The sequence below is a fragment of the Hydrotalea sandarakina genome (assembly GCF_003254115.1).
GTDB lineage: Bacteria > Bacteroidota > Bacteroidia > Chitinophagales > Chitinophagaceae > Hydrotalea > Hydrotalea sandarakina.
Genome location: NZ_QKZV01000002.1, coordinates 41,483 through 65,720, shown reverse-complemented (window position 1 = coordinate 65,720; position 24,238 = coordinate 41,483). Strand labels below are relative to the sequence as shown.

19 protein-coding genes are annotated in these 24,238 nt (G+C 36.1%); 3 read left to right on the top strand and 16 right to left on the bottom strand.

The genetic code is table 11. The annotated features are described in order from the left end of the window. Nucleotides 1–123 precede the first annotated feature (123 nt). The 3 genes from LX80_RS03180 to LX80_RS03170 form a co-directional block, all read right to left on the bottom strand. Complete coding sequence (locus LX80_RS03180; RefSeq protein WP_111293619.1) at nucleotides 124–1,275, bottom strand: FecR family protein; 1,152 nt, start codon at nucleotides 1,273–1,275, stop codon at nucleotides 124–126. 62 nt (nucleotides 1,276–1,337) lie between these two features. Next, complete coding sequence (locus tag LX80_RS03175) at nucleotides 1,338–1,880, bottom strand: RNA polymerase sigma-70 factor (protein ID WP_170120362.1); 543 nt, start codon at nucleotides 1,878–1,880, stop codon at nucleotides 1,338–1,340. A 136-nt stretch (nucleotides 1,881–2,016) separates the two neighbouring features. After that, nucleotides 2,017–3,969: a M1 family metallopeptidase gene (locus tag LX80_RS03170; protein WP_245897948.1), complete on the bottom strand. Its 1,953-nt coding sequence runs from the start codon at nucleotides 3,967–3,969 to the stop codon at nucleotides 2,017–2,019. Nucleotides 3,970–4,162: 193 nt separating this feature from the next. Between LX80_RS03170 and LX80_RS03165 the strand changes: the two genes are divergently transcribed. Further along, the gene (locus LX80_RS03165; RefSeq protein WP_111293617.1) at nucleotides 4,163–4,837 is read left to right on the top strand and encodes a phosphatidylserine decarboxylase family protein; all 675 of its coding nucleotides are present in this window, start codon (nucleotides 4,163–4,165) and stop codon (nucleotides 4,835–4,837) included. 56 nt (nucleotides 4,838–4,893) lie between these two features. Then, complete coding sequence (locus LX80_RS03160) at nucleotides 4,894–5,076, top strand: hypothetical protein (protein WP_111293616.1); 183 nt, start codon at nucleotides 4,894–4,896, stop codon at nucleotides 5,074–5,076. Between the two features lie 56 nt (nucleotides 5,077–5,132). Here the strand turns inward: LX80_RS03160 and LX80_RS03155 are convergent, their stop codons facing one another. Next, nucleotides 5,133–5,837 carry a YjjG family noncanonical pyrimidine nucleotidase gene (locus tag LX80_RS03155; protein WP_111293615.1) on the bottom strand — a complete coding sequence of 235 codons (705 nt, stop codon included), beginning with the start codon at nucleotides 5,835–5,837 and terminating at the stop codon, nucleotides 5,133–5,135. Between the two features lie 66 nt (nucleotides 5,838–5,903). Between LX80_RS03155 and LX80_RS03150 the strand changes: the two genes are divergently transcribed. Further along, nucleotides 5,904–6,602, top strand: coding sequence for an SDR family oxidoreductase (locus tag LX80_RS03150; protein ID WP_111293614.1), 699 nt, complete (start codon nucleotides 5,904–5,906; stop codon nucleotides 6,600–6,602). Nucleotides 6,603–6,658: 56 nt separating this feature from the next. Here LX80_RS03150 and LX80_RS03145 read toward each other — a convergent pair whose 3' ends face one another. The 12 genes from LX80_RS03145 to LX80_RS14660 form a co-directional block, all read right to left on the bottom strand. Next, complete coding sequence (locus tag LX80_RS03145) at nucleotides 6,659–7,579, bottom strand: PfkB family carbohydrate kinase (protein WP_111293613.1); 921 nt, start codon at nucleotides 7,577–7,579, stop codon at nucleotides 6,659–6,661. Between the two features lie 111 nt (nucleotides 7,580–7,690). Continuing rightward, nucleotides 7,691–10,414: a methionine synthase gene (gene metH / locus LX80_RS03140; RefSeq protein WP_111293612.1), complete on the bottom strand. Its 2,724-nt coding sequence runs from the start codon at nucleotides 10,412–10,414 to the stop codon at nucleotides 7,691–7,693. Between the two features lie 23 nt (nucleotides 10,415–10,437). Beyond that, complete coding sequence (locus LX80_RS03135) at nucleotides 10,438–11,454, bottom strand: homocysteine S-methyltransferase family protein (RefSeq protein ID WP_111293611.1); 1,017 nt, start codon at nucleotides 11,452–11,454, stop codon at nucleotides 10,438–10,440. Between the two features lie 320 nt (nucleotides 11,455–11,774). Beyond that, nucleotides 11,775–12,302, bottom strand: a complete 528-nt coding sequence (locus tag LX80_RS03130; protein WP_111293610.1) for a YceI family protein — start codon at nucleotides 12,300–12,302, stop codon at nucleotides 11,775–11,777. 28 nt (nucleotides 12,303–12,330) lie between these two features. After that, a complete protein-coding gene (locus tag LX80_RS03125; RefSeq protein ID WP_111293609.1) occupies nucleotides 12,331–12,747 on the bottom strand; it encodes an OB-fold protein in 417 nt (138 codons plus the stop codon). Nucleotides 12,748–12,866: 119 nt separating this feature from the next. After that, complete coding sequence (recR, locus tag LX80_RS03120; RefSeq protein WP_111293608.1) at nucleotides 12,867–13,484, bottom strand: recombination mediator RecR; 618 nt, start codon at nucleotides 13,482–13,484, stop codon at nucleotides 12,867–12,869. Between the two features lie 58 nt (nucleotides 13,485–13,542). Then, nucleotides 13,543–14,952 (bottom strand): Ig-like domain-containing protein, encoded by a 1,410-nt coding sequence (locus LX80_RS03115; RefSeq protein ID WP_111293607.1) that lies wholly within the window; start codon nucleotides 14,950–14,952, stop codon nucleotides 13,543–13,545. Nucleotides 14,953–15,043: 91 nt separating this feature from the next. Continuing rightward, nucleotides 15,044–18,190: an ATP-dependent helicase gene (locus LX80_RS03110; protein ID WP_111293606.1), complete on the bottom strand. Its 3,147-nt coding sequence runs from the start codon at nucleotides 18,188–18,190 to the stop codon at nucleotides 15,044–15,046. A gap of 260 nt (nucleotides 18,191–18,450) precedes the next feature. Further along, a complete protein-coding gene (locus tag LX80_RS03105; protein ID WP_170120361.1) occupies nucleotides 18,451–19,656 on the bottom strand; it encodes an efflux RND transporter periplasmic adaptor subunit in 1,206 nt (401 codons plus the stop codon). Between the two features lie 2 nt (nucleotides 19,657–19,658). After that, on the bottom strand, nucleotides 19,659–21,029 hold the full coding sequence (locus LX80_RS03100; protein WP_111293605.1) for an efflux RND transporter periplasmic adaptor subunit: 1,371 nt from the start codon (nucleotides 21,027–21,029) through the stop codon (nucleotides 19,659–19,661). 3 nt (nucleotides 21,030–21,032) lie between these two features. Further along, on the bottom strand, nucleotides 21,033–22,283 hold the full coding sequence (locus tag LX80_RS03095) for a TolC family protein (RefSeq protein WP_170120360.1): 1,251 nt from the start codon (nucleotides 22,281–22,283) through the stop codon (nucleotides 21,033–21,035). Nucleotides 22,284–22,293: 10 nt separating this feature from the next. Further along, nucleotides 22,294–24,231 carry an efflux RND transporter permease subunit gene (locus LX80_RS14660; RefSeq protein ID WP_211307687.1) on the bottom strand — a complete coding sequence of 646 codons (1,938 nt, stop codon included), beginning with the start codon at nucleotides 24,229–24,231 and terminating at the stop codon, nucleotides 22,294–22,296. Between the last annotated feature and the right edge of the window lie 7 nt (nucleotides 24,232–24,238).

The window sequence follows — 24,238 nt, the reverse complement described above, 5'->3', positions numbered from 1 at the left end:
CATTCAAAGCAGTTTTCTAGTGTTTTCCGGCGGGGAATGTTGCAGCATTTCCCGCTTTTTTTTATGATGGTATTTATTTATCCTGAATTAAAGCATTGCATAGACAGTCGTTTTAAGTTTGAATTAATAAATGGTTACCGTTTTATCTTTTATATCGTAATGAAAATTGGTAGAAAACTTTAAGGCATCCAATGCTTGAGTAAGTGTTTCATTCACAAATGACCCATTCAAGCGAATATCTTTATATTTATTATTTTTAAATACAATTTGTACATCATACCAGCGTTCTAACTGATGGGCAACTTCTTCAAAATTTTCATCGGTAAAACATAGCCTGTTTTTTGTCCAGGCAGTTTCAATTTTTATGGAATCATTTGATTGAAGGGGGGTTAGATTCTTAATAGCAACAATATTATCATCTAAATTTTTTGAAATTGCAGGTACTTGCTTCTGAACATTTAATGAATCAATCGTATTGGTATTTAAAACAACTAATTTTTCATTGGGCTTTAAAAAATATTTTTCGTCGGGTCGGCTATGCAGCGTAACCTGCACCAAGCCACGTACCAAGCTTGTTTCAATTGTTTTATCATTAGGATAAGAACGCACATTGAACTGCGTTCCCAATACTTTAATATCAAGTAATTTGGTATGAATAACAAAGGGCTTTGCAGGGTTTTTTGTAACGTCAAAAAAAGCTTCACCATTCAAATACACTTCCCGCAGGGTATTCCCAAAACTTTTGTAATACCATAATTTGGTATCTGCATTTAACCAAACCACGGAACCATCGGGCAATACAATTTTTGTTTTTGAAGCATTTTTGGTAACAATTTCATTGGGTAATTCAACTGCTTTTACCAAATTACCAGACACCTGATTGGTTTTTGATAGGGGGGTATGTAAAAAAAACCAACTAAGCAATATTATTATAGCAACTAAAGGCAAAGCGGTCGCAAACAATAGTTTTTTGATTTTTTTGGTATGAACTTTACCTGTGTTATCTGGCACTTCCAAAAAAAGATCTGGCTGATGTGGAGTACCCATTATTAAGCCTTGTTCTTGCATGCGCTTCAAATGCAATAAATACGTAGCATCTAAAAACTCAATATCAATATCGGGATTGGTATTCCAATGTTCTTCAATAGTGTGGGCAATTGAAGCGGTAGCCTCATCATTTTTTAATAATGCGCTCAATTCATCTAACTCGGCCTGGGTAGCTTCATTAGATAATTTTCGAGCCAACAATTGCCATATGCGGTCATTTTTCAACATAGCAAGCTATAACATTAACAATAAGAGTTGTTAAAAAGAAAAATCCCCTAAAGTGGTTGCAATTATTTTTTTTGTTTGCGAGGAAGTGATAATTTCTCGGCCAATTTTTTTAGTGCAATGGCCAGCTGATTGTCAATAGTTTTTACACTAATTTGTAAAAGAGAAGCAATATCCCGATACTTTAATCGGTCTTCTTTGGCCAACTTATAAATTAATTTACACTGTGGTGGTAATTGCTGAACCGCCTCATTAATTTGGCGAGATGTTTCACTGAGTTGTATGGTTTCATCGGGCTGCAAATAATCAGAAATGAGTTCAATTTGCAGATCTTGAATGGATGCGTTTTTATTGGTTTTCTTTTCCTGCTGTAATTTTTTTAAAGCGCCATTTCTTACGCTTACAAATAAATACAATTTTAAATTCTCAATCTCCATTAAAGTGGCTCGCTTTTTCCAAACTTCAATTAACACATCCGAAACAACTTCTTCAGCCAATTGCCGCGAATGTAATATGGCAAAAGCATGGTTTTGTAAGGAAGGGAAAACGCAATAAAACAATTTTTTATAAGCTACTTCATCCTCATACGAAGCAATTTGATACTGCAATTCTGCAATATTACAATTTAGTATATGAGCATCGTTAGCCAACTTTCAGCAGATTTACTATTCAAAGTTAATTCGTGCAAAATGAAATTTACAACATTTTGCACGAATTTATTTTTTAGAAATTTTCTCTCTTGTTTTATTGAATAGTATAAACGTTGTTAGTTCTGTTTAAATCAGGCAACCAATTTTTAGGATCGATAGTAACTTTTTTAACGGGTGCATTCGTAGCCAAATGAATAGTATGAACATTCCCCTGCAACCAAGTTTCAACCGGAAGTTGTAGTTGCATGGTTGTTCCATTAGCGTATGTTACTTCAATAGGAATAGGCATTACCATGGGTTGTAAATTTTCTAAAGTAACATCAATACCATTCATAGGGTTTTGGTGGGTATATTCTACTTTTTGAATAGACTGATCGAGCGGCTTGTTTTCAAAAAACCATTCGCGCCAAAACCACCATAAATCTTCGCCGGCTTGGTTATCAATGGTATTAAAGAAGTCGAATGTTGCGGGATGTTTATATGCCCATTGATGTATATAATATTTAAATGCCGCATCAAAACGTTCATGACCTAAAATTACTTCACGAAGCAACACCAGTCCGTACGCGGGTTTGAAATAAACCATGGGATGACGGTACTTCTCAGGAAAACCATCTGCACGGGTCATAATTACAGGTGCGTGAGGATCTGATAAATAAGGAACCATTTCATCAGCAGGATTACCACCACCGGGTGCATATTCCCCATCACGTTTTGGTGCATATTCTCCATTATTAAACACATCGCTTGCATACACATCAATAAAGGTGTTGAATCCTTCATCCATCCATGCATATCTACGTTCATCAGAACCTACAATCATTGGAAACCAGTTATGACCAATTTCATGTGCGGTTACCCAGTATAGTTCCTTGCCTTTATCGGTAATACCATCAAACACAATGCCCGGATATTCCATTCCTCCGGCAATACCAGCCTCGTTGATTGCCACCGGATAAGGATATTCAAACCACTTTTCAGAAAAATATTCAATAGATTTTTTTAAATATTCGGTAGCACGTCCCCAAGCACTATCACCCATGCTTTCTACCGGATAAACAGACATGGCCATACATTTTTTGCCACTGGGCAAATTAACTTTTGCGGCATCCCACAAATAAGCCTTCGATGCGCCAAAAGCTACATCGCGGGTATTCATCATTTTAAAATGCCATGTTTTAGTTCCTTGTAATGGTTTTTGTTGTTGCACTTCAGCTAAAGTTCTAATCCAAACAGTTGTATTGCTTTTAGCAGCTTCAGCAAGGCGATTCCGTTGTTGTGCTGTTAATACTTCGTCAGGATTTTGCAGTTCTCCACTTCCGGCCACAATCATACCGGCAGGTACGGTTATGCTATAATCATAATCACCATAATCACAATAAAATTCGCCACTACCTAAAAAAGGTAATGTACTCCATCCTTCTAAATCGTCGTACACACACATGCGGGGGTACCATTGTGCTATTTCAAAAATTTTACCGTAGTTGGTCTTTACATAATCTGTTCTTCCACCAAATTCACCCGGCACCTGGTAATGATATTGAATGTGAATGTTTATTTTATCGCCTTTAGCTTTTAAGGCCTCAGGTAGTTGAATTTGCATACGTGTATCATTAATAAGATATTTGGCAGGCAACAACTTGCCATTTACTTCAATTTGAACAGAGGCTAATTGGAAGCCTTGGGTAGATTGATTACGATAACGGTTGGTATAGTATTGCGAACGAGCAGTTGGTAAATAAGTGTTTTGATCCATTTGCAGCCAGAGTACATTTAATGCATCGGGACTATTGTTAGTGTATGTAATTACTTCATTTGCAGTTAGGACGTTTTTGATGGTATCGAGAGTTGCATTAATTACATAATCGCTTTTGTTTTGCCAATAATTAGCCGCCGGCGAACCGTTGGCAGAACGATACACACTTCCATTTCCTTGATAGTTAAAAGGTGCAAAAGCAGGCCAATTACCATTTTGAGCATTGGTTTGCGCATTGGCTAAGCACAAAAAAAACATTCCTACAATCTGTACAAAGTAATTTTTTTTCATATGATTTTTAAAAACTTTATGGAAATATCAACGATAAAGGGGTTAAAATTAATTAGATTAGCTTGAACTGTTTACTTAAAAAGTTATGAATGGCAGGCTTCAGCTGCTTAATACGAATCAAAATTGAGCTTACGTTTTTCTTGTATTGATTTATTCCCCTGTAAGGCTTACCTTTGCCCGATAACCATTTTGCATGACTATACACCACGAAGGTTACAGAACCATAGGAATAGCCAGTTTATTATTCGGTTTAATTAACATTTTATCATTCACCTTTTTAAGTGGCCATGTTTTATGGCTTTCGATTGTTATTTTTATTATAACACTTGCATTACTATTATTCATAATATCATTTTTCAGAGTTCCCAACCGCATATTAACCATAAAAGAAAATGCTGTTATTTGTCCTGCCGATGGAAAAGTGGTAGTTATTGAAGATATTGTGGAAACAGAATTTTTTAAAGACAAGCGTACACAAATCAGTATTTTCATGAGCCCTGCCAATGTGCATATCAATCGCAATCCAATTGGGGGGAAAGTAATTTACAACCAATACCACAAGGGAAAATATTTGGTAGCATGGCATCCCAAAAGCTCAACAGAAAATGAAAGATGGACTGTTGTGGTTGAAAATGATTACGGCAAAATACTTTACAAGCAAATTGCTGGTGCTTTAGCCAAACGAATTTGCAATTACACCAAAGTAGGTGACACCGTTGAACAAAGTGCAGAGTATGGCTTTATTAAATTTGGCAGCCGCGTAGATGTAATTGTTCCCACCTATATGAACATAAAAGTAGAACTGAATCAACAAGTTAAGGGTGGGGTTACGGTGTTAGCCACCTTCCCATACAACTTGCAAAAGTAAAAAAACTTGCACCGTATTAAAATATCCTTAATTTTATAAAAATTAAAATATTGCACATGAAAAAAATAATGGTACCTGCAGCCGCTCTTTTCATTATGGCATCTTCTGTATTTGCACAAGACAATGGTCAAAAAAAATGCAACAAAAAAGACTGTAAAGATTGTTCAAAGAAAGAATGTAAAAAAACCTGCAAAAAGGATTGTTGCAAAAAATCGGCTAATACAGTTGCACTTTATTAATAATTGATTTGACTTCTAATGAAAACGGCTACACACTAAAATGTAGCCGTTTTACATTATAAAATATCTTCTAATTGCCGCAAATGCTGTACCGTGTAAGTAGCTTGAATATGTGGAGTAACCCCAATGTGATTAACAAAAACAGTATCTATACCTACATTTGCGGCACCCATTATATCAGCTTCTAAATTATCGCCAATCATTATACTGTTTTCTACCGAAGCACCTGTTTGCTGCAAGGCATATAAAAAAATTTCCTTATTAGGCTTTAAGCTATTAGAGGTTTCAGAAGTAATTAGCTTTTGAAAAAAGGAATCAAGGTTTGCATTATGAATTTTCTTTTGTTGAACAGCTTCAAAACCATTGGTAATTAAATGCAAATGGTAATTTTTTGCTGTTAAGTATTGCAAAATTTCCTGTGTGTAAGGAAATACGGCTTTCTTTAAAGGAAGTCTTTCCAAGAAATCAATGGCCATTTGACGAGAAAGTGCTTCATCAGCAATTTTAAAATCGAGCAGTGACAACCACATTCTTTTCCAACGCAGTTCATCTTGCTTAATAAACCCTTTGGTATATCTTTCCCACAATCTTTCATTATGATAGCTGTACCGTTCAAAAAATAGCGGAAAAGATTCAATGCCTTTTTGATTCAATTGATGCAATTCAAACAAGTCGAATAATGTATTTCGGGCATTGGTTTCAAAATCCCATAAAGTATGATCCAAATCAAAAAATATATGTTGATATTTCTTCGTGGGCATTTCCAAAAATGAGTATGATATTTGATAAACAAATGTAACTGAATTTATCACCAATTGTGAAATTAAATGAATGTAATTATTACCGGTGCGTCAAAAGGAATAGGTAAAGCGATAGCTGAAACATTTGCCTCAAAGGGCCATACCTTATTATTATGCGCCCGAAATATTGCAACTTTAGAAGAAACTGCTAAAGCAATACAACTTCGATACCCGCAAGCTTCTGTAAAGTATATGCAGGCCGATTTGGCAGATTATCAACAAGTTAAAGCTTTTTCCAATTGGTGCTTAAACGTAGGAACTCCCGATGTACTTGTTAATAACACGGGTCAATACTTACCGGGTTCAGTTTTAACAGAACCTGATGGTACACTTCAAAATTTACTGAACATTAACTTAATGAGTGCTTATCATTTAACAAGACTGATAGCACCGAAAATGATTGAACAAAAAAAAGGACATATTTTCAATATATGTTCTATTGCATCAGTTCAAGCATACACTAACGGAGGTGCATATAGCATTAGCAAATTTGCATTATTGGGTTTCAGTAAAAATTTGCGGGAAGAATTAAAGTCATACGGCGTAAAAGTAACAGCCGTTATTCCGGGCGCAGTTTATACCGATAGTTGGGTAGGAAGTGGAGTTTCACCTGAACGCATAATGGAGGCGAATGATTTGGCAAGTATGATTGAATGTATGGCCAACTTATCGCCGCAAGCTTGCGTTGAGGAAATTGTTGTACGACCTCAGTTAGGTGATTTATAAAAAATAGCCGGAGCTATTCACTACTCCGGCTAAGTATGCCTATATAAATAGGATAGCTATTCTAAATTAATATCAAAATGAACTAATTGAACAAATTCCTCAATACGTTCGGTTATATCAGCAGGTTTAATCTCGCGTAAACGAGTAGTACCGAATTTTTCAACACAAAAACTGGCCAAAGCCGAACCAATGATGATGGCCGTTTTCATATTTTCAAAAGATATATCTTTTGTTTTAGCCAAGTGCCCAATAAATCCACCTGCAAAGGTATCGCCGGCACCGGTAGGATCGAATACTTCCTCTAAAGGTAATGCAGGTGCAAAGAAAACTTGTTTACCATGAAACAGTAAAGCACCATGTTCACCTTTTTTAATTACCAAATACTTAGGCCCCATTTGCAGAATCACCTCTGCAGCTTTCACTAATGAATATTGTCCGCTCAACTGTCTTGCCTCACTGTCATTAACCATTAATACGTCAACCATTTTAATGGTTTTATGTAATTCATCCGGCATGGTATCCATCCAAAAATTCATGGTATCCATTACAATTAATTTAGGCCTGTTACGCAGTTGTTCAATTACACTGCGTTGTACAGAGGGCACTAAATTTCCCAACATTAAAAAATCACAATCCTGATAGCTTTCAGGCACTTTAGGTTCAAAATTGGCTAATACATTTAATTCGGTTACCAAAGTATCGCGGCTGTTCATATCCATATGATAGCGGCCACTCCAGAAAAAAGATTTTTCTTCTTTTTTTATTTGTACACCTTCTAAGTTAACACCTCGTGCCTCCAATGCTTTTAATTCTTCGGCAGGGAAATCGCCGCCTACTACCGAAATTTGTTTTACAGGTGTAAAATTGGTGGCACACCAAGCAATATAAGTAGCAGCACCTCCAACAATCTTATCGCTTTTTCCAAAAGGCGTTTCAATGGCATCAAAAGCCATGGAACCGACAACAACTAATGACATAATTAAAAAATTTGTTTATCGGGGAGCGAAACTATACAAAATGCGGCAGATATAGGCATTTTTTTATTGCACGGAAATTATATGAAACTTTTATTGAATAACTAAATGACATTATTCTAACACAGGGCTTAACCATTTTTCAGCTTCATCTAAACTCCAGTTTTTGCGTTGGGCATAATCTTCCAGTTGGTCACGTTGAATTTTTCCCACACCAAAATATTGGCTTTGCGGATGGGCAAAGTACCAACCACAAACAGCTGCACCGGGATACATGGCCAATGACTCGGTTAATTGAATTCCTGTAGTTTCGGTAGCATTCAGCAACTCAAATAATTTATATTTTTCAGTATGATCGGGGCAAGCCGGATAACCGGGTGCCGGACGAATACCTTGGTATTGCTCATGAATTAATTCTGCATTACTAAACTGCTCATCAGGTGCATATCCCCAAAATTCTTTTCTTACCCGGGCATGCAAACATTCAGCAAAAGCTTCAGCCAAACGATCGGCTAAAGCCTGCAACATAATTTTATTATAATCATCGTGTTGCACTTCAAACTTGCGAATATGAGGCTCAATGCCATGTATGGCCACAGCAAATGCACCCATATAATCATCGGCAGTATCTATATTTTCAGCAGGTTTCACAAAATCGGCTAAAGATAAATTCGGCTGATTGGCAGCTTTTTTAATTTGTTGGCGCAAACATTCCAAATGATAAGTTTTTTCATTGTGTTGCACCAATAGGGTATCGTTTTGGCTTGCTGCCCTGTAAAAGCCTATTGTTCCTTTTGCTACTAACCATTTCTCATTGATTATTTTGTCGAGTAGGGCATTAGCATCGTTGTATAATTTGGTGGCTTCTGCTCCAACAATACTATCGGTTAAAATATCCGGAAAATTACCATGCATTTCCCATGCAATAAAAAAAGGTTTCCAGTCAATATATGTCCGTAATTCAGTTAATGGATAATCATCAAACACTTTATTACCGATAAACTGAGGTTTTACCGGCTTGTAATTTTGCCAATTTATGTTGGTTTTGTTTAACAATGCATCGTGATATGAAATGTATTGTTTTACGGGTTTTTTATTCAAGAAATTTTCGCGTAGCTGTGCATATTCATTAGCTGTTTGATCAAGAAAACCTTTTTTTTGATCGTTACTTAATAAAGATCCGGCTACTGTTACACTGCGCGAAGCATCTAAAACGTGTACCACACCATTTGGATATTCCGGTGCAATTTTTACGGCAGTATGAATTCTTGAAGTGGTTGCCCCACCAATTAATAATGGTTGCTGCATATTACGCCGTTTCATTTCTTTGGCCACATGCACCATTTCATCGAGCGATGGCGTAATAAGACCACTTAAGCCAATAATGTCAACATTCTCTTTAATGGCTGTATCCAGAATTTTGTCGGTAGGCACCATTACACCTAAATCAATTACCTCGTAACCATTACAACCCAATACCACTCCCACTATATTTTTACCAATATCATGCACATCACCTTTAACTGTAGCCAGCAATATTTTAGCTGCACCTGCAGCTTCTTGATTAATAGTACCTGCTGCTAAATGTGCTTGCTTACGAACTTCTTTTTCGGCTTCAATATAGGGCGTTAAAATAGCCACGCTTTTTTTCATTACTCGTGCACTTTTTACCACCTGGGGCAAAAACATTTTACCGGCACCAAACAAGTCACCTACCACATTCATACCATCCATTAATGGCCCTTCAATTACATCTAAAGGTTGTGCATATTTTAAACGAGCTTCTTCGGTATCCACTTCAATGTAGTCGGTAATACCGTTGATGAGTGCATGCTTTAAACGCTCTTCAACGGTTGCATTACGCCATGCTTCATCTTTAACAACCGTTTTTTCTTTGGTTTTAACCGTTTCAGCATATGCAATTAAGGCTTCCGTTGCCTGGTTGTGATCGTTATTTCGGTTAAGCACCACATCTTCACACAACTGACGTAATGTGGGTTCAATTTCATCATACACAGCTAACTGACCTGCATTGACGATTCCCATATCCATGCCTGCACGAATGGCATGGTACAAAAACACAGCATGAATGGCTTCACGAACCACATCGTTTCCACGAAATGAAAAAGATACATTAGACACACCACCACTTACTTTGGCTAAAGGCAATTGCTGTTTTATTTGACGAGTAGCTTCAATAAAATCAACAGCATAATTATTGTGTTCTTCAATACCGGTAGCAATGGCAAAGATGTTGGGATCGAAAATAATATCCTGAGGGGGGTAGTTTACTTTTTGGGTAAGAATTTCATAAGCTCGTTTACAAATATCCACTTTACGTTGTAATGTGTCAGCCTGCCCAACTTCATCGAAAGCCATTACCACAATTGCTGCACCAAAAGATTTACATACAATAGCTTGTTCAATAAATTTTGCTTCTCCTTCTTTTAATGAAATAGAGTTTACAATACACTTTCCTTGCACACACTTTAAACCTGCTTCAATAATGGCAAACTTAGAAGAGTCAATCATTATTGGAATTTTGGCTATATCGGGTTCTGCTTGCAACAAATTTAAGAATGTAGTCATAGCAGCAACGCCATCCAACATAGCATCATCCATATTTACATCCAATATTTGAGCACCATTCTCCACTTGCTGGCGAGCAACAGACAAGGCCTCTTCAAATTTGTTTTCGCGAATTAAGCGGGCAAATTTTTTAGAACCGGTAACATTGGTACGTTCGCCTATATTAATAAAATTAGTTTCGGGCCTTACTACCAAAGGTTCTAACCCCGAAAGTCGTAAATAAGGATGTATGACAATTTGTTCGCTCATAATTTATAATTACACGTATGCTATTAAATGAATTGCTTTTCAACAACAGGTAACGGCCTTGGCTTTATGTTTTTAACATGCTCGGCAATGTGTTTAATATGATCGGGTGTAGTACCACAACAACCCCCTACTATGTTTACATAACCTTGCTTGGCCCATTCTTCAATAAAATGTGCTGTTTGGTGGGGTTGTTCATCATATTCGCCCATGGCATTGGGTAAGCCTGCATTGGGATATGCCGAAGTATAGGTTTCAGCCATTTGCGATAGTTCTTCGATATGACTGCGCATTTCGGCTGCACCTAATGCACAATTTAACCCAACACTTAAAGGTTGTGCGTGCATGATGGAAGTATAAAAAGCTTCTAACGTTTGACCGCTTAGGGTTCTTCCGCTGGCATCGGTAATAGTTCCACTAATCATTATCGGCAATTCAGGCTTCTGTACATCGCGGAAATATTTTTTTATGGCAAAAATGGCGGCCTTGGCATTGAGTGTATCGAAAATGGTTTCAATTAACAGCACATCAACACCGCCATCTACCAAACCTTTTACCTGTTCGTAGTAGGCTTGCATAACTTCATCGAAGGTTACAGCGCGGTAGCCGGGATTATTTACATCGGGCGAAAGGCTTAATGTTTTATTCAACGGACCAATAGCACCAGCAACAAAACGCGGTTTGTTTGGATTTTTTGCTGTGTACTCATCTGCTACGGCACGAGCACATTTTGCAGCAGCAACATTTAACTCGTATGCTAATGCCTCCATTTTATAATCGGCCATGGCAATGGCTGTACTACTAAAAGTGTTGGTTTCAATAATATCGGCACCTGCCTCTAAATATTGCCGATGTATATTTTTAATAATATCGGGTTGTGTAAGACATAATAAATCGTTATTGCCTTTTACTTCAACAGGCCAGTTTTTAAATCGCTCTCCTCTGTAGTCTTCTTCTTTTAAATGATGGCGTTGAATCATAGTACCCATGGCACCATCAATAATTAAAATGCGCTCTTGTAAACAATCTTTAATTGACGTCATAATGATTTTATTATCACTTAACCAATAATATTTTGGCAAAGTTGTATTTATGCAGGTGTATTGCTTTTGCTATGAAGCCTTTTGCCGAGCATTGAACAGAACGATGCAGTGTGCGACGCAACGGAAGCTTAACAGCATTGTTGCAGCCGGTTACCAAATGAATAAGATGAACGGTAGAACGATTGCTAAATGGTGCGGGAAATGCAGCTGCTTACCGTTTATTAGTTCACTTTTCACAGGCCGAACAATAAACAAATCCACCTGAAGTGGCGCAAAGGTAATACAAGATTTTGGGAAAAAATACAAACAGGTGTTAGTAGTTATTGATAGGTGCAATTAAATTGGATGGCGACTTTTTTGGCAACCCGATCGGCATGAATATTAAAATCGCTTAATTGCAGGGTAAATTTTGCTTTGGCAATGATTTTAGTGCCCTGCACTTCAATAGTGCCATTAACGGTAATGGGTTTGGTTACACCATGCAAAGTTAAATTACCTTGAACAGTTGCCGGATAGACACCGTTTTTACTAAAATTTATGCTTTGAATGTTGGTAATTTTTCCTTTAAAATCGGAACGTGGATAGGTGTTACTTTGTAAATAGTCGCTATTAAAATGATCTTGCATTTCGGCATACTGAAAAAAGAAGCTCTTAATTAACAAACTAAAAGTTATATCACCATTAGTGGTAATTCGGCTGGCAACCTCATTATTAACGGCACTTACATCATCATCGTTAGTAGCTACGAAACTAATTTGACCATTTCGGGTAACATAAGCTTTTTGTGCCTTAACAGTAACAATACTCAATGTAAAGCATAAAAAAAACAACATGAATTTTGTTGCCATGGGTTCAGATTTTTTAAAAAAATATTTATTATTTTACCAATATTCCGTTATTCATTACCACATTCATGTCGGGAATATAGCCGGTGCATATTCCTTTAAAATGAATTGAATCGCCTACCTTAATATTTTGTGGTGCTTCTTTAAAAGTACAATTAATGGTTACCAGTGAATCGGCAGTATTGAAATCGATAACGGTTTGCCCTTGCTGATTGGTGGTAATTTGTGCTATACGTCCGGTTAATTCAATAGCCTTATCGAGGTATAATTGATTGGCATGTTGTTCATTGTCTTTAAACGCCTGATATAATTGTTCGGCAGTTAGGGTAACTGCTTTTTCGTTGGCTACATTGCGATGCGGTTTATTGTACACATAAATAACAAACCCGGTAGCTACAATAGCCACCACCAACAAAGCAATTAAAAAATATTTGAGCGTTTTTTTCATGAAGCCTTTTTTCTTTCATTAATGATTGAATAACCTTTTTAAGCTGAAATAGTTGAAACTAACAGCATTTTAAAAATAATAAGCGATTGTTTGATAAAAAAATTATTTGTAACGGACATTTAACCTTTAACATATTGTTGTACCGGCAAGCGATTAGCCAAGCTGCGTGCCAAGGTCATTTCATCGGCATATTCCAATTCGCCACCAAAGGCAATACCACGGGCAATAGTGGTTATTTTACAAGGTAAATGCTGTATTTTTTTTTGAATATAATATATGGTAGTATCGCCCTGAATATTGGGATTCAACGCAAAAATTAATTCTTCTACGGGTTCAGATTCCAGCCGATGCAATAATGGTTGAATGGTTAGTTGTTCGGGGCCAATGCCATCGAGCGGGGAAATAATGCCACCTAAAACATGATAGGTTCCATTGAATTGCTGAGTTGTTTCAATAGCTATTACATCGCGAATATTTTCAACCACACAAATAACGGCTTTGTTGCGCATGGAATTGGCACAAATGCTACAAATGTCACCATCGCTTATGTTATAGCAACGCTGACAAAATTTTATTTCGCGGCGCATTTTTGCAATGGTTTCCGAGAATAAGTTTACTTCTTCTTCGTTTTGCTTTAAAAGGTGCAACACTAAGCGTAGGGCAGTTTTCTTTCCTATTCCCGGCAATTTAGCAAATTGCGCTACTGCATTTTCCAATAAACCGGAGGGTAATTGCATGGCTCAAAGATACAATTTTGCTGCTTGAATAAGAGATTGTTTAACGGAACGATACTTTTTATAGGTTAAATTCAAACTCATTATCCCAGTTGCTTTTAATGACAATTTTTTTATTTAAGTCGTACACAATTTCGGGTTGTCGGTGCTGTTTATAATTACCGGTATCCCAAACACCATTTTGATTGGTATCGTACAGTATGCGAATATCATAATCGCCTGGGCGATACAGCTTGCGGTAAATTTCATTGGAAGTTAGGGGAATAGATTCCATTATGGTATTGTTTTGCAGCAGTTGCAAAACGGGATGCTTTTGTAAATCGAGATGATTAAAGCGCATACGCAATGAACCATAATCAGATTCGTTTTTGGTTGAAAACCGAATGGTATCGGCTTTAGCCAATTGCACGTGATTGGTATCGGTGGCAGCATTTTTTTGCAAAAGCAGAATAAATTGTTCAGCTTCTTTCCAAGGATGGGTAATACTGCAAATGGTTTTTGTTGAATCTAAATGAATGGTATAACCTTTAATGGGTTTAAATGCTGTATCGAGCAAAGCAATAGCCGAAGTATTTAAAGTATCTAATGGCGTACTAAATTTTAATTGCAATGCAGGGGTTAGCAAATCTTGTTTGCCATTATCAAGGTTTAAGGTAAAGCGCAAACGTTTATGTTCTTCTTGATCTTTTTTAATTTGTTTGGCAGCAGGTGGTGCAGTGGTTTTGGCCGGCTTTTCCTTTTTCTTGGCTGCTTCAAAAGCATAAAAGGTTACCGGTTGCATATTGGGTGCAACAGTAATAGCAGCATCTAAAAATGCAAACATTTTGGTAGAATCGTCGTACCGTTTACTATAATCGTCGGGTAGCACATAAGCATTAAAAGTTTTAGCGGGCAGGTAATGAAAAGCAAAATGCCCCTTGCCGTTTACTCTTGCAAAATATTCCGGTGCATTTTTTATAACAGCGGTATCGTTTAAATTTTCATGCAATACCACAATTAAAGTAGAATCTGTTTTACCGGTTTCAGCAACAATAACATTTCCGGTAAAACTTAATGTATCTAAATAATTGCCGGTTGAAAATACGTAGGTAAAATTTTTTAGGATATTTCCTTCATTTACATCGCGAATAGCATTGCCGAAGTTAATGGAATAAGTGGTGTTGGGTTTCAGTGTATCCTTTATTTGAATAGTTACATTTTTTAAATGTCCCTGAATGTTAGGAGTAACTTTTGGAATGGGCGATACAATTAAATTTTTTTGTAAATCTTTTACATCCACATACTCATCGAAAGTAAGCACCACTTTTTTGCTATTGAAGTCAAGCATTGAATCTTTAGGAACAGCCATTACCAACTTTGGGGGCAAAGTATCTTTAGGGCCACCGGTAGGGGGAATAATATTGGCACAACCCGAAAAAGTAAAGGGTATAAAGAATGCAGCAATAATAACGACCCACAATAGCTTTTGCATGAAATGAATATTTTATTGTAGCAATACTTGTTAAAATAGCTGCAAACTTAAGGTTTCAGTTGGGTTTTGCCAGTAAATAGAATGATAAAATCTATTCTTCACCTTCTTCTTCATTCGCGCCATTTATTTCATGCAATGCAATGGCCAACTGATTATCTTTTACAAAATTGCACCAATGACAATCTTCTTCACCACAGCCGGTATAAAAATCGTGCGCCTGAATTTTTTCCCATGCTGTTACAATTTGCTGCTGAACGGTTGTTACATCGGCCGGATGAATGACCATTTTTCTTTTTACAAGTTGTCCATCTTTTCCGGGTTCTAAGAAATCGAATTCCGTACTAACTGCTTCCCAGTTTTTGGTAGCATCATTATCAACCAATATTTTATAAAACACTGCCTGACGCCAATAATCGCCACCTAAAGGATGTTTTTCAGTAGGCGGCTTAAGCTTGTCTTTTGCATTTTCAACACTGCCTGTTTTATAATCTACTACATTCACCATTCGGCCATCAAATTCCAGTTTATCTAATTTTCCTTTAATGGGTACACCATTTACCACAATATTTTTAATGGTATGCTCTACCACCACAATTTTATGCCAGGTTAATACATTTTCTTCATAATATTTGGTTAGAACAATATGTCCGTATTCTATTCGCCTATCAAACTGCTCTTGTGTAAAGCTTTCGCGATGGCGATGCATATACCATTCAAAATAACCAATAAAGTTTTGTAGTGATGGGAATTGCTTTTCAGGGTCGTCTTTCATTTTTTTGAACAACTGTTCTAAAGCATAGTGCACGGCAGAGCCAAATTCTGTTGCCTCGCTTTTAGGTGAAGGTATGCGAATGAGGTTTCGATAATAAAACTCTAAAGGACACTTTAAATAGTTATTTAATGCAGTAACATTCATTACAAATTTTTCAAGCATACGGTTAATAACATCTGCTTCCATAGGTGCAATTTCAGGAGCACCCATGCCGGAAAATAAAACTGCACGGAAATTTGTCAAAGTTGTTGCATCTATTTTTTTGTGTTCAATTCCCAGGCCGGTTTGATCAATTAGTTCGGCTATAAACATAGATGGTTCCAACAATTTTCCATCATTACCATGTTCTGAAAAACTAATGGTTAAATATTGCTCTGCCCGGGTAATAGCAACATAAAAAAGCCGACGTAATTCCTCTTCAATTTTATTTTTAGGTGTGGAAATAAAAAGTGTATCAGGAAAAGCAAATCCGTTGTCGCTCTTTTTCTTTTTTTCCCAAAATGAGGCATTGCAACCTGCTAAAAAAACGTGTGTATATTCTAAGCCCTTTGAACCATGTGCAGTTAAAAAATTTACCCCTTTTTCATTACCGCTTACCTGTATTAAGGGTAGTTGAATTTTTTCTTTTTGCATTAATTCAATTAGGGTTACAAATTGCTTTAAGGTGATGAGAGGATTCCTTCGTGTTTCTTCCTTTACAAAATTGAATAAAGCGGTTAGTACCTGTAACAAATAAAATTTTTCAGGCTGCTGCATAATGTATTCAACAACACCTGCCTGCATAATAATGGTTTCGAACAAATGCTGCAACGTTAAGTTTGGAACCGCTGCAATTAAATTTTCTATTGTTGCAGAGGTCTTTTGTAATGACGCATGCAATGATTGACTGAATAAATCTTTTGCAGGCGTATTGGCCTTTTCATACAACAATTTTCGAATGGAAGTTTTACGAGGAGTAAACTGAACATCTGCAACTTCTAAGGATAACTTGGCAATTTCGATGGGTGGAATATGAAACCAATTAAAATGTAAAATTTCAAACAACATTTCATCACCGCCAAAAGGAGTATCATGTTCTGCATTCAAATATTCCAACATTAATAGAATTTGCCTGGCTAAAGGAATGGTGAATACATCTGTATTTTTTTTAGTGTAAACAGGAATATTCTTTATACTGCAATAACGTGCAAGCTCTTCACCAAATTTGTGTTCTTTATAAATTACTGCAATTTTCCCAGGCTCAACCCCACTTTGCAACAATTGTTCAATTTGCAGGGTAATACCCACCATTTCTTCCTGTTGATTTTCATACTCATGAATAAGGGGCATTTGCCGTAAATGTGCAATAGCGGGATTAGCAGCCACTAACTCTTTAGACAAATTGGGAATTTGATTAATTAATCGTTCTTCATTTTTATTAATTAATTGCTTAGCGCTTTCTAAAATAGGTTGTGTGGAACGATAATTTTTGGTAAGCACAACGGTTTCAATATTATGCTGATATTGTTTTTGAAATAACAGCATGTTTTCAACATTAGCCCCTTGAAAGCGATAAATACTTTGGTCATCATCGCCCACCACAAAAATATTTGGCTCGTCCCAATAATTAATGAGCAGTTGTACTAACTTATTTTGCGTACCGCTTGTATCTTGGTATTCATCTACTAAAATATATAAGAACTGCTCCTGGTAACGCGATAATAATGAGGGATTGGTTTCAAATGCTTGAATTACCCACTGAATCATGTCATCAAAATCGTAGCGGTTGTTTTCGTTCATTAACTGTTGAAATCGCGGAAATTCGTGTATTGCAGCACGAAGTTTTTCCATTGAAGTTTTTTCTTCTTCAATTTTATTCAGTTTTAAATCGCCTGCTTTAAAATTCTTATACTTTCTTTTGTACACAAATTCATCACGGTTAGGTAAGTCATTCAAATAATCGTCAATGGCTTTTTCAATTTGCTGTACGGTCCAACCTTCGCGTTTCATGGTGCTGAACAGGCTTTGCAAATTTTTTATTTCATAGTAAACATTACCTCGGTAACGTTTTATTGGATGATTTTTAGGCAACTCATCAATTAATTGTTTTAAAAATGCAATACGCTCAACATCCGATACAGGATCAAGCACTTGCTTTTCAAACATGGATAAATTTTCCTGAATAACATCATTACAAAAAGCATGAAAAGTATAGATGTTTACGCGATAAGCATCGGGACCAATGAAGCTCATTAAACGTTTACGCATGGCAACTACTCCGGCATCGGTATAAGTTAAACAAAGAATATTTTCCGGAAGTGTATCCGTTTCCAGTAATATTTTACCAATGCGAGCTGAAAGAATTTGTGTTTTACCGGTACCCGGTCCGGCAATTACCATCACAGGCCCCTCTATTTTGTCAACCGCTTTACGTTGTTCATCATTCAATTGATTGTATATACGTTGGAAATTTTGATTCAAATTCATATAAACACATTTAAATGCTGAAAAAAGCTATACCTTTTCAGGTATAAGCATACAAATATAAGCGCAGATTGAATTGATGTTTTTTGGAATTTATGAACACTCTTTACAAAAATACTTTGCCAACAACTGAATCAGTCGATTGTATGATGTAATGGTTTATAAGAATAGAAACATTCCGCCATTCATCAACAACAATTTAAATTGTGTGGCGCTATTTTTTTAAAAAACTATATTCATTATCTGACGAAAGAAGGAAGTTTTTACATTTTCATGCCTGGCATATTCATTTGCATTTCGGAACCGTTTTTAAACACAGCTTCACTATTTAATAAGTAGGCACCATGTGTTACAACCACATCACCTTTTTTCAACCCATTAACTACCACAATATTGTTTTTGTTTTGTGTACCAATTTGCACCATACGTTGTTCAAAAGTATGTTCCGAAGTTCTTACCCAAACCACATTTTTATTGTTACCCAGCTGCAAAACAGCTTGCAATGGTAATACCCATCCTTGTTGCTTTTGAATGTTACTTATAACATAAGCAGGCATTCCTGGCTTTAGTAACTGCGTTTTATTGTCAAGCATAATTCTAACCAATACAATATGTTGTTCATCGGATAAGAAAGGATTGATAGCAATTACTTTCCCTTGCATGGTAACGGTAGGGAATTGAGGTAGTTGTATTTCTACCCAATCATTCTGATGAATGGATAATTCATTGACTGCATACACCTGAGCGTCAACATAAACCGTACTTAAATCAGCTATATTAAACAATGGGGCGCCTTCATTCACATACTGCCCCTCCACAATTGGCAATTCAGTAATGACGCCTGAAACTGAACTATAGAATGTAGTAGTGAGGGGAATGTTTTTTAACAAAGGCAACTGAGCAACAGCATTTTCTGACATACCCCATAATAAAAGCTTATTTTTTGCATTATTTACTAATTGTGCCAATTGTGCTGAAGGATGTGCTTTTTGCTGTTGATACAATTGCACATAGGACTGTTTAGCATTGTTCAATTCTTCACTATACAAATCGTACAAAGGCATTCCCTTTTGCACAGGCACGCCGGTTTGCCGTATATACAGCTTATCAATACGACCATTTATACGCGCTGTTACAGTTTGTAAACCGGTGGGATTATATGTAACCGTAGCCGTTAAAATCATTTCATTGGCAATGGTACCTTGCTGAACAGTATCAGATTGAATATTTCCCAGTTCTAATTGTTCATTGGTTAAGTGAATTGCATTGTCGTGATGCATTTGTTTATCAACAGCAATCAATTCCATGTGGCAAATTGGACAAGTTCCCGGCTTATCTTGCTTTACCTGCGGATGCATACTACAAGTATAATAAACATTAGAAGAAGCAGTGTTTGAAGAATTTTGTTTTTGCTTGCAAGCAGAAATCAAAAACAATATGGCATATATGAAAATTGTAAGTTTTTTCATAATTATGATTTTAATTGAATGAAGCTTTCACTATCCACCAAATATTGAGCATCTGCAGCAACAGCTTCGTGAGTGGATAGGCCATCTATAATTTGAATTAGGTTTTTATATACAATACCTGTTTTAACTTTACGCGCCATGAATACCTCACCTGAACGAACAAAAACCACATTATTCATTCCAAGCGTTAACACAGCCTCTTTGGGCAACCACTGCGCAGTTCTATTTCCTGTATAAATTGTTGCTTTAACCAAAGCACCAATGGGTATTTTATATTGTGTATTATCAAACAAAACTCTTAAGCTGGTAGTTTTGGATGTTACATTGTAATAAGGCTCAATTAAATGAACGGAAGAAGTGATAGCTGTTTGGGTATTGGTTTCCGCTGAAAAAACTACTTTATCGCCTTTTTTTACCAATGGAACATCTGAATCGTAAAGATTAAGTATTGCCCATGTTTTAGCGGGATTAAACACCTTAAACAAAGTGGTTCCTTTCATTACATACATTCCTTCTTTAATTGGTAATACATCGGTTGTGTTATTATAGTTGTTAATGGAATTTTTACCATCACTAACATTCATGCTTTCGTCATTTAACAATACCGTACCGTCATAATTACTATACAATGTTACATGCAGTAAAGCAGTTCGTGTTTGCTCAACGTATTGCAATTGACGTTGGCTCATACCCATTAACAACAATTTTTGACGAGCCATTTGAATAAGGGAACTGTTATCAGCATCAGATGCCAATAGCTGTAATAAATTTTGTTGGGCAGTTACTAATTCGGGACTATAAATTTCAGCTACCTTAGATCCAACACTAATTTTTTGAAAAGGAGAATTAATATACAGTTTGTCAATTCGTCCGCTTACATTACTTACAATACTGTATAAATAATCGGTATTGTATTGCACGTAACCCAGTACATCTAACGAAATATTTTCAGTTCGGGGCATTAAATGAATCATTGGCACATTGGCTACAACCTGATGGTTTACCGGCTTCAATAAAGCATTTAATGAAACAGTACCTTTCAATGAGTCGGGTTTCAAAGGCTCTAAAGGCATACTACAAATAGGACAATTGCCCATGGTATCACTTACAATTTGTGGATGCATGGGGCAAGTAAATTTTTTACTTCTGTTTATACTGTTATTTGAAAGTTGATTGATATTATTTGGGTTGGGAATTAATTGCATGCCACATTTTGGACATTTTCCCGGTTTATCGGAAAAGAAACTATCCGATGGCATTGGGCAAGTATAGGCATTGTTCATTTTTCCTATACCGGCATGATGCTGATTACAGGCTTGTAAAAAAAAGATGATCATACAAAACGAAAGCAAGTATGTTAAATGCATTTTCATATGCTATAATTTTATTTCAGTTACTTTTAAAAGTTCTGCTTGCAGTTGCAAAGCCGCCTCTTCTTCGTTCAAAAACATTATATTGGTATCATACAAAGTTTGCCAGGCATCAAACAGTTCAAACAAGTTGCCTGTATTTTGTGCAAATGCTGTATTGGCAGTTTCATAATTTTTTTGCAAAGCAGGTATAATTTTATTTGTATACAGCTGCAGTTGTTGTTTTTTCAATTTTAATTGTAACCATAGCGTATTTGCTTTTCCAACGGCATCATTAACAATTACCTGCTTCTGTAAATTAAGCGATTCATTTTCGGTAAGCAAGCTTTGTGCTTTTGCTTTATTAGCCTTTGCAGCCCATTTAGCAAATGGAAGTTTTACAGTAAGCATGGCAGTAAATAACCAAGGTTGCTTTGCCCATCCCATCATTTGGTCAAATCGAACGCCATATTCCGGCTTTAATTGATTCATTTCAGCATCATACTGAAGTTTATTTACTTTCATGGCTGCATCTAACACTTGCAATTCACTTTTTTGTTGCAAGGCTTCAGGTGCAAACATTGCGTCATTAAAATCAGTCCATTGAATAGTAGTATCAATCAATAAATCTGTGCTGCCACTTCTATTCATTAAAGTATTTAACATGACTTTACTTTGTGCAATAACTGACTGTAATTGCCATGCAGTATTTTTCAGATTTTCCAATGCACTTTTGGTTTTATAATACCCATTTAGTGTACTAATGTTATTCGCATACTGTATTTCCGCTTGTTGCAACATTTGCTTTAGCAACAATTGTTGTTGCTGAATAACATTCAATTTTTTTTCTGCAATAACCCATGACCAATAACTTGATTGAGCTTGAAACATATATTCATTCAGACTAACTTGTTTTTTTTGTTGTTCAACATTAGCACGTTCATTTAGGTAAGCAAAAGTTGTTTGCTGTTTTTGTTTATTAGGAAACATTTGTTCAACACTAATCATAAACGCTCCCATACCGGGTTGACCATTCATTACTTTCCATTTTTCAGGATTGTAGGGTGTCATAAAAAATCCGGCTCCTACCTGTGGTGAAGACCAACTATATGCGCCACCTGCTTCTTCTTGCAAAGATTTTGATGCAACATCAAACATTTTAAATGCCGGGTGATGCCGGTAAATACTATCTTTAATTTGCTGCAGGTTTAAAACAGCTTGTGCCTGTAATTGCACTGAGAAAAAACATAAACAAAATATTATAAATACGTTTTTCATACCATCAATTTTAATGTTTGGATTCAAAAATTTGTATTCGGCCATATTTCTTCAATTCATACTCTTTACTCATTAAAAATATTAGCGGTGTAACGAGTAAAATATGAATAGCAGAAGTGAATACGCCACCCACCATTGGCAAAACAATAGGCTTCATAACATCACTACCTACCCCATTACTCCACAAAATGGGTATAAGTGCAAAGAGTGATACACTAACCGTCATAATTTTAGGCCGTAATCTTTTTGTTGCACCTTCAATAACATACATTTTTAAATCATTTCGTGTGATGGTTGCAGCAGAATTTCCTTTTGCTTTTACCAATTGCAGCATCGCATCATTCAAATAAATAACCATAACAATACCGGTTTCAACTGCAATACCAAATAATGCTATAAAGCCAACTGCAACTGCAACAGACAAATGCACATTCCATATATAAATGATAAATGCACCGCCAATTAAAGCAAACGGAAGCGAGATTAAACTTAAAAATGCTTCTCGCAGAGAATGAAAAGCGAAATACATTGCAATAAAAATAATGAAAACAACTATGGGCAAAATCCATTTTAAAGTTTTTTCGCTGCGAATTAAATTTTCGTACTGACCACTCCATTCAATAAAATAACCCTTTGGCAACTGCTTTAATAAGTTATTAAGATGCTCCATTGCCGATTGAACCGTACCACTTAAATCACGGTTGCGCACATTAAATAAAACCGTACCGCGCAATAACGCATTTTCAGAATTTATCATAGGCGGACCTTCCGCAATTTGTATATCAGCAACGGCTTTTAAGGGAATAGATCCATTTTCCGGTGTTTGTACTTGTAAATTTTGCAACTCAAACAAACTGCTTCTAAAGTCTTGTGCAAACCGTGCATTTACGGTAAAACGTTCCCGTCCTTCAATAGTAGTTGTAATAGTTTTACCACCCAGTGCAGTTTCAATAACATCATTTACATCATCTATACTTAAGCCATAACGATTTATTTCATTCCGTTTAATGTTTATATCAATATAACGTCCGCCTGTAATGGGTTCTACATACAAATCTTCAATACCATTGATGCCTTTTAAAGATTGTTTTATTTTTTCGGATAAAGCATAAATAGTATCTAAATTCTGACCATATACTTTAATACCTACATCTGTACGAATACCTGTTGAAAGCATATTTATTCGGTTAATAATGGGCTGTGTCCAACCATTGGTAACACCCGGAATTTGCAGCTTACTGTTTAACTCATTTATTATATCGTTTTTGGTTATGCCTTTCCGCCATTCTTTTTGTGGTTTTAAAAGAATGATGGTTTCTATCATGTTAATAGGTGAATTGTCTGTAGCAGAATTTACGCGCCCTGCTTTACCCAATACATTTTTCACTTCAGGAACTGTTGTAATAATTTTATCCTGTACCTGCAGTATGCGTTTAATTTCGCTATTGGAAACATCAGGCAAAGTAACGGGCATGAATAAAATACTGCCTTCATCTAATGGAGGCATAAACTCCCTACCCATACTAACCAATAAGGGAATACTAATTAATAACGCAGCTATATTGACGAACAAAGTTGTTTTTCGCCATTTTATGCACCATTGAATAATGGGTGCATATATTTTTTCCAACCACCTGTTTACAAAATGATGCGATTCGGGCTTAAATCTTCCTTTCATGAAAATAGAAATAAGCACGGGTGCTAATGTTATCACCAATACTGCATCTACAATTAAAATAAAGGTTTTGGTAAAAGCTAAAGGATGAAATAATTTCCCTTCTTGTCCGGTTAAAAGAAAAACAGGCAGAAAAGAAGTAATGATGATAACTGTTGAAAAAAACACTCCACGTGATACTTGAATACTAGACTCTTCAATAATCTTTATTCTTTCCTCGTAGGGTATTTCTACATAATTTTTTTTTGCGTTTTTCTTAAACAACTTACGCATAATGTTA

Excerpts from the sequence above, each read along its gene's own strand:
- LX80_RS03165 (WP_111293617.1), top strand. The coding sequence starts at position 4,163 with ATGACTATACACCACGAAGGTTACAGAACCATAGGAATAGCCAGTTTA.
- LX80_RS03105 (WP_170120361.1), bottom strand. The coding sequence starts at position 19,656 with ATGAAAAAACTTACAATTTTCATATATGCCATATTGTTTTTGATTTCT.
- LX80_RS03125 (WP_111293609.1), bottom strand. The coding sequence starts at position 12,747 with ATGAAAAAAACGCTCAAATATTTTTTAATTGCTTTGTTGGTGGTGGCT.
- LX80_RS03155 (WP_111293615.1), bottom strand. The coding sequence starts at position 5,837 with ATGCCCACGAAGAAATATCAACATATATTTTTTGATTTGGATCATACT.
- LX80_RS03170 (WP_245897948.1), bottom strand. The coding sequence starts at position 3,969 with ATGAAAAAAAATTACTTTGTACAGATTGTAGGAATGTTTTTTTTGTGC.
- LX80_RS03115 (WP_111293607.1), bottom strand. The coding sequence starts at position 14,952 with ATGCAAAAGCTATTGTGGGTCGTTATTATTGCTGCATTCTTTATACCC.
- LX80_RS03095 (WP_170120360.1), bottom strand. The coding sequence starts at position 22,283 with ATGAAAAACGTATTTATAATATTTTGTTTATGTTTTTTCTCAGTGCAA.
- recR (WP_111293608.1), bottom strand. The coding sequence starts at position 13,484 with ATGCAATTACCCTCCGGTTTATTGGAAAATGCAGTAGCGCAATTTGCT.
- LX80_RS03145 (WP_111293613.1), bottom strand. The coding sequence starts at position 7,579 with ATGTCATTAGTTGTTGTCGGTTCCATGGCTTTTGATGCCATTGAAACG.
- LX80_RS03100 (WP_111293605.1), bottom strand. The coding sequence starts at position 21,029 with ATGAAAATGCATTTAACATACTTGCTTTCGTTTTGTATGATCATCTTT.
- LX80_RS03110 (WP_111293606.1), bottom strand. The coding sequence starts at position 18,190 with ATGAATTTGAATCAAAATTTCCAACGTATATACAATCAATTGAATGAT.
- LX80_RS03150 (WP_111293614.1), top strand. The coding sequence starts at position 5,904 with ATGAATGTAATTATTACCGGTGCGTCAAAAGGAATAGGTAAAGCGATA.
- LX80_RS03160 (WP_111293616.1), top strand. The coding sequence starts at position 4,894 with ATGAAAAAAATAATGGTACCTGCAGCCGCTCTTTTCATTATGGCATCT.
- LX80_RS14660 (WP_211307687.1), bottom strand. The coding sequence starts at position 24,231 with ATGCGTAAGTTGTTTAAGAAAAACGCAAAAAAAAATTATGTAGAAATA.
- LX80_RS03180 (WP_111293619.1), bottom strand. The coding sequence starts at position 1,275 with ATGTTGAAAAATGACCGCATATGGCAATTGTTGGCTCGAAAATTATCT.
- LX80_RS03135 (WP_111293611.1), bottom strand. The coding sequence starts at position 11,454 with ATGACGTCAATTAAAGATTGTTTACAAGAGCGCATTTTAATTATTGAT.
- metH (WP_111293612.1), bottom strand. The coding sequence starts at position 10,414 with ATGAGCGAACAAATTGTCATACATCCTTATTTACGACTTTCGGGGTTA.
- LX80_RS03130 (WP_111293610.1), bottom strand. The coding sequence starts at position 12,302 with ATGGCAACAAAATTCATGTTGTTTTTTTTATGCTTTACATTGAGTATT.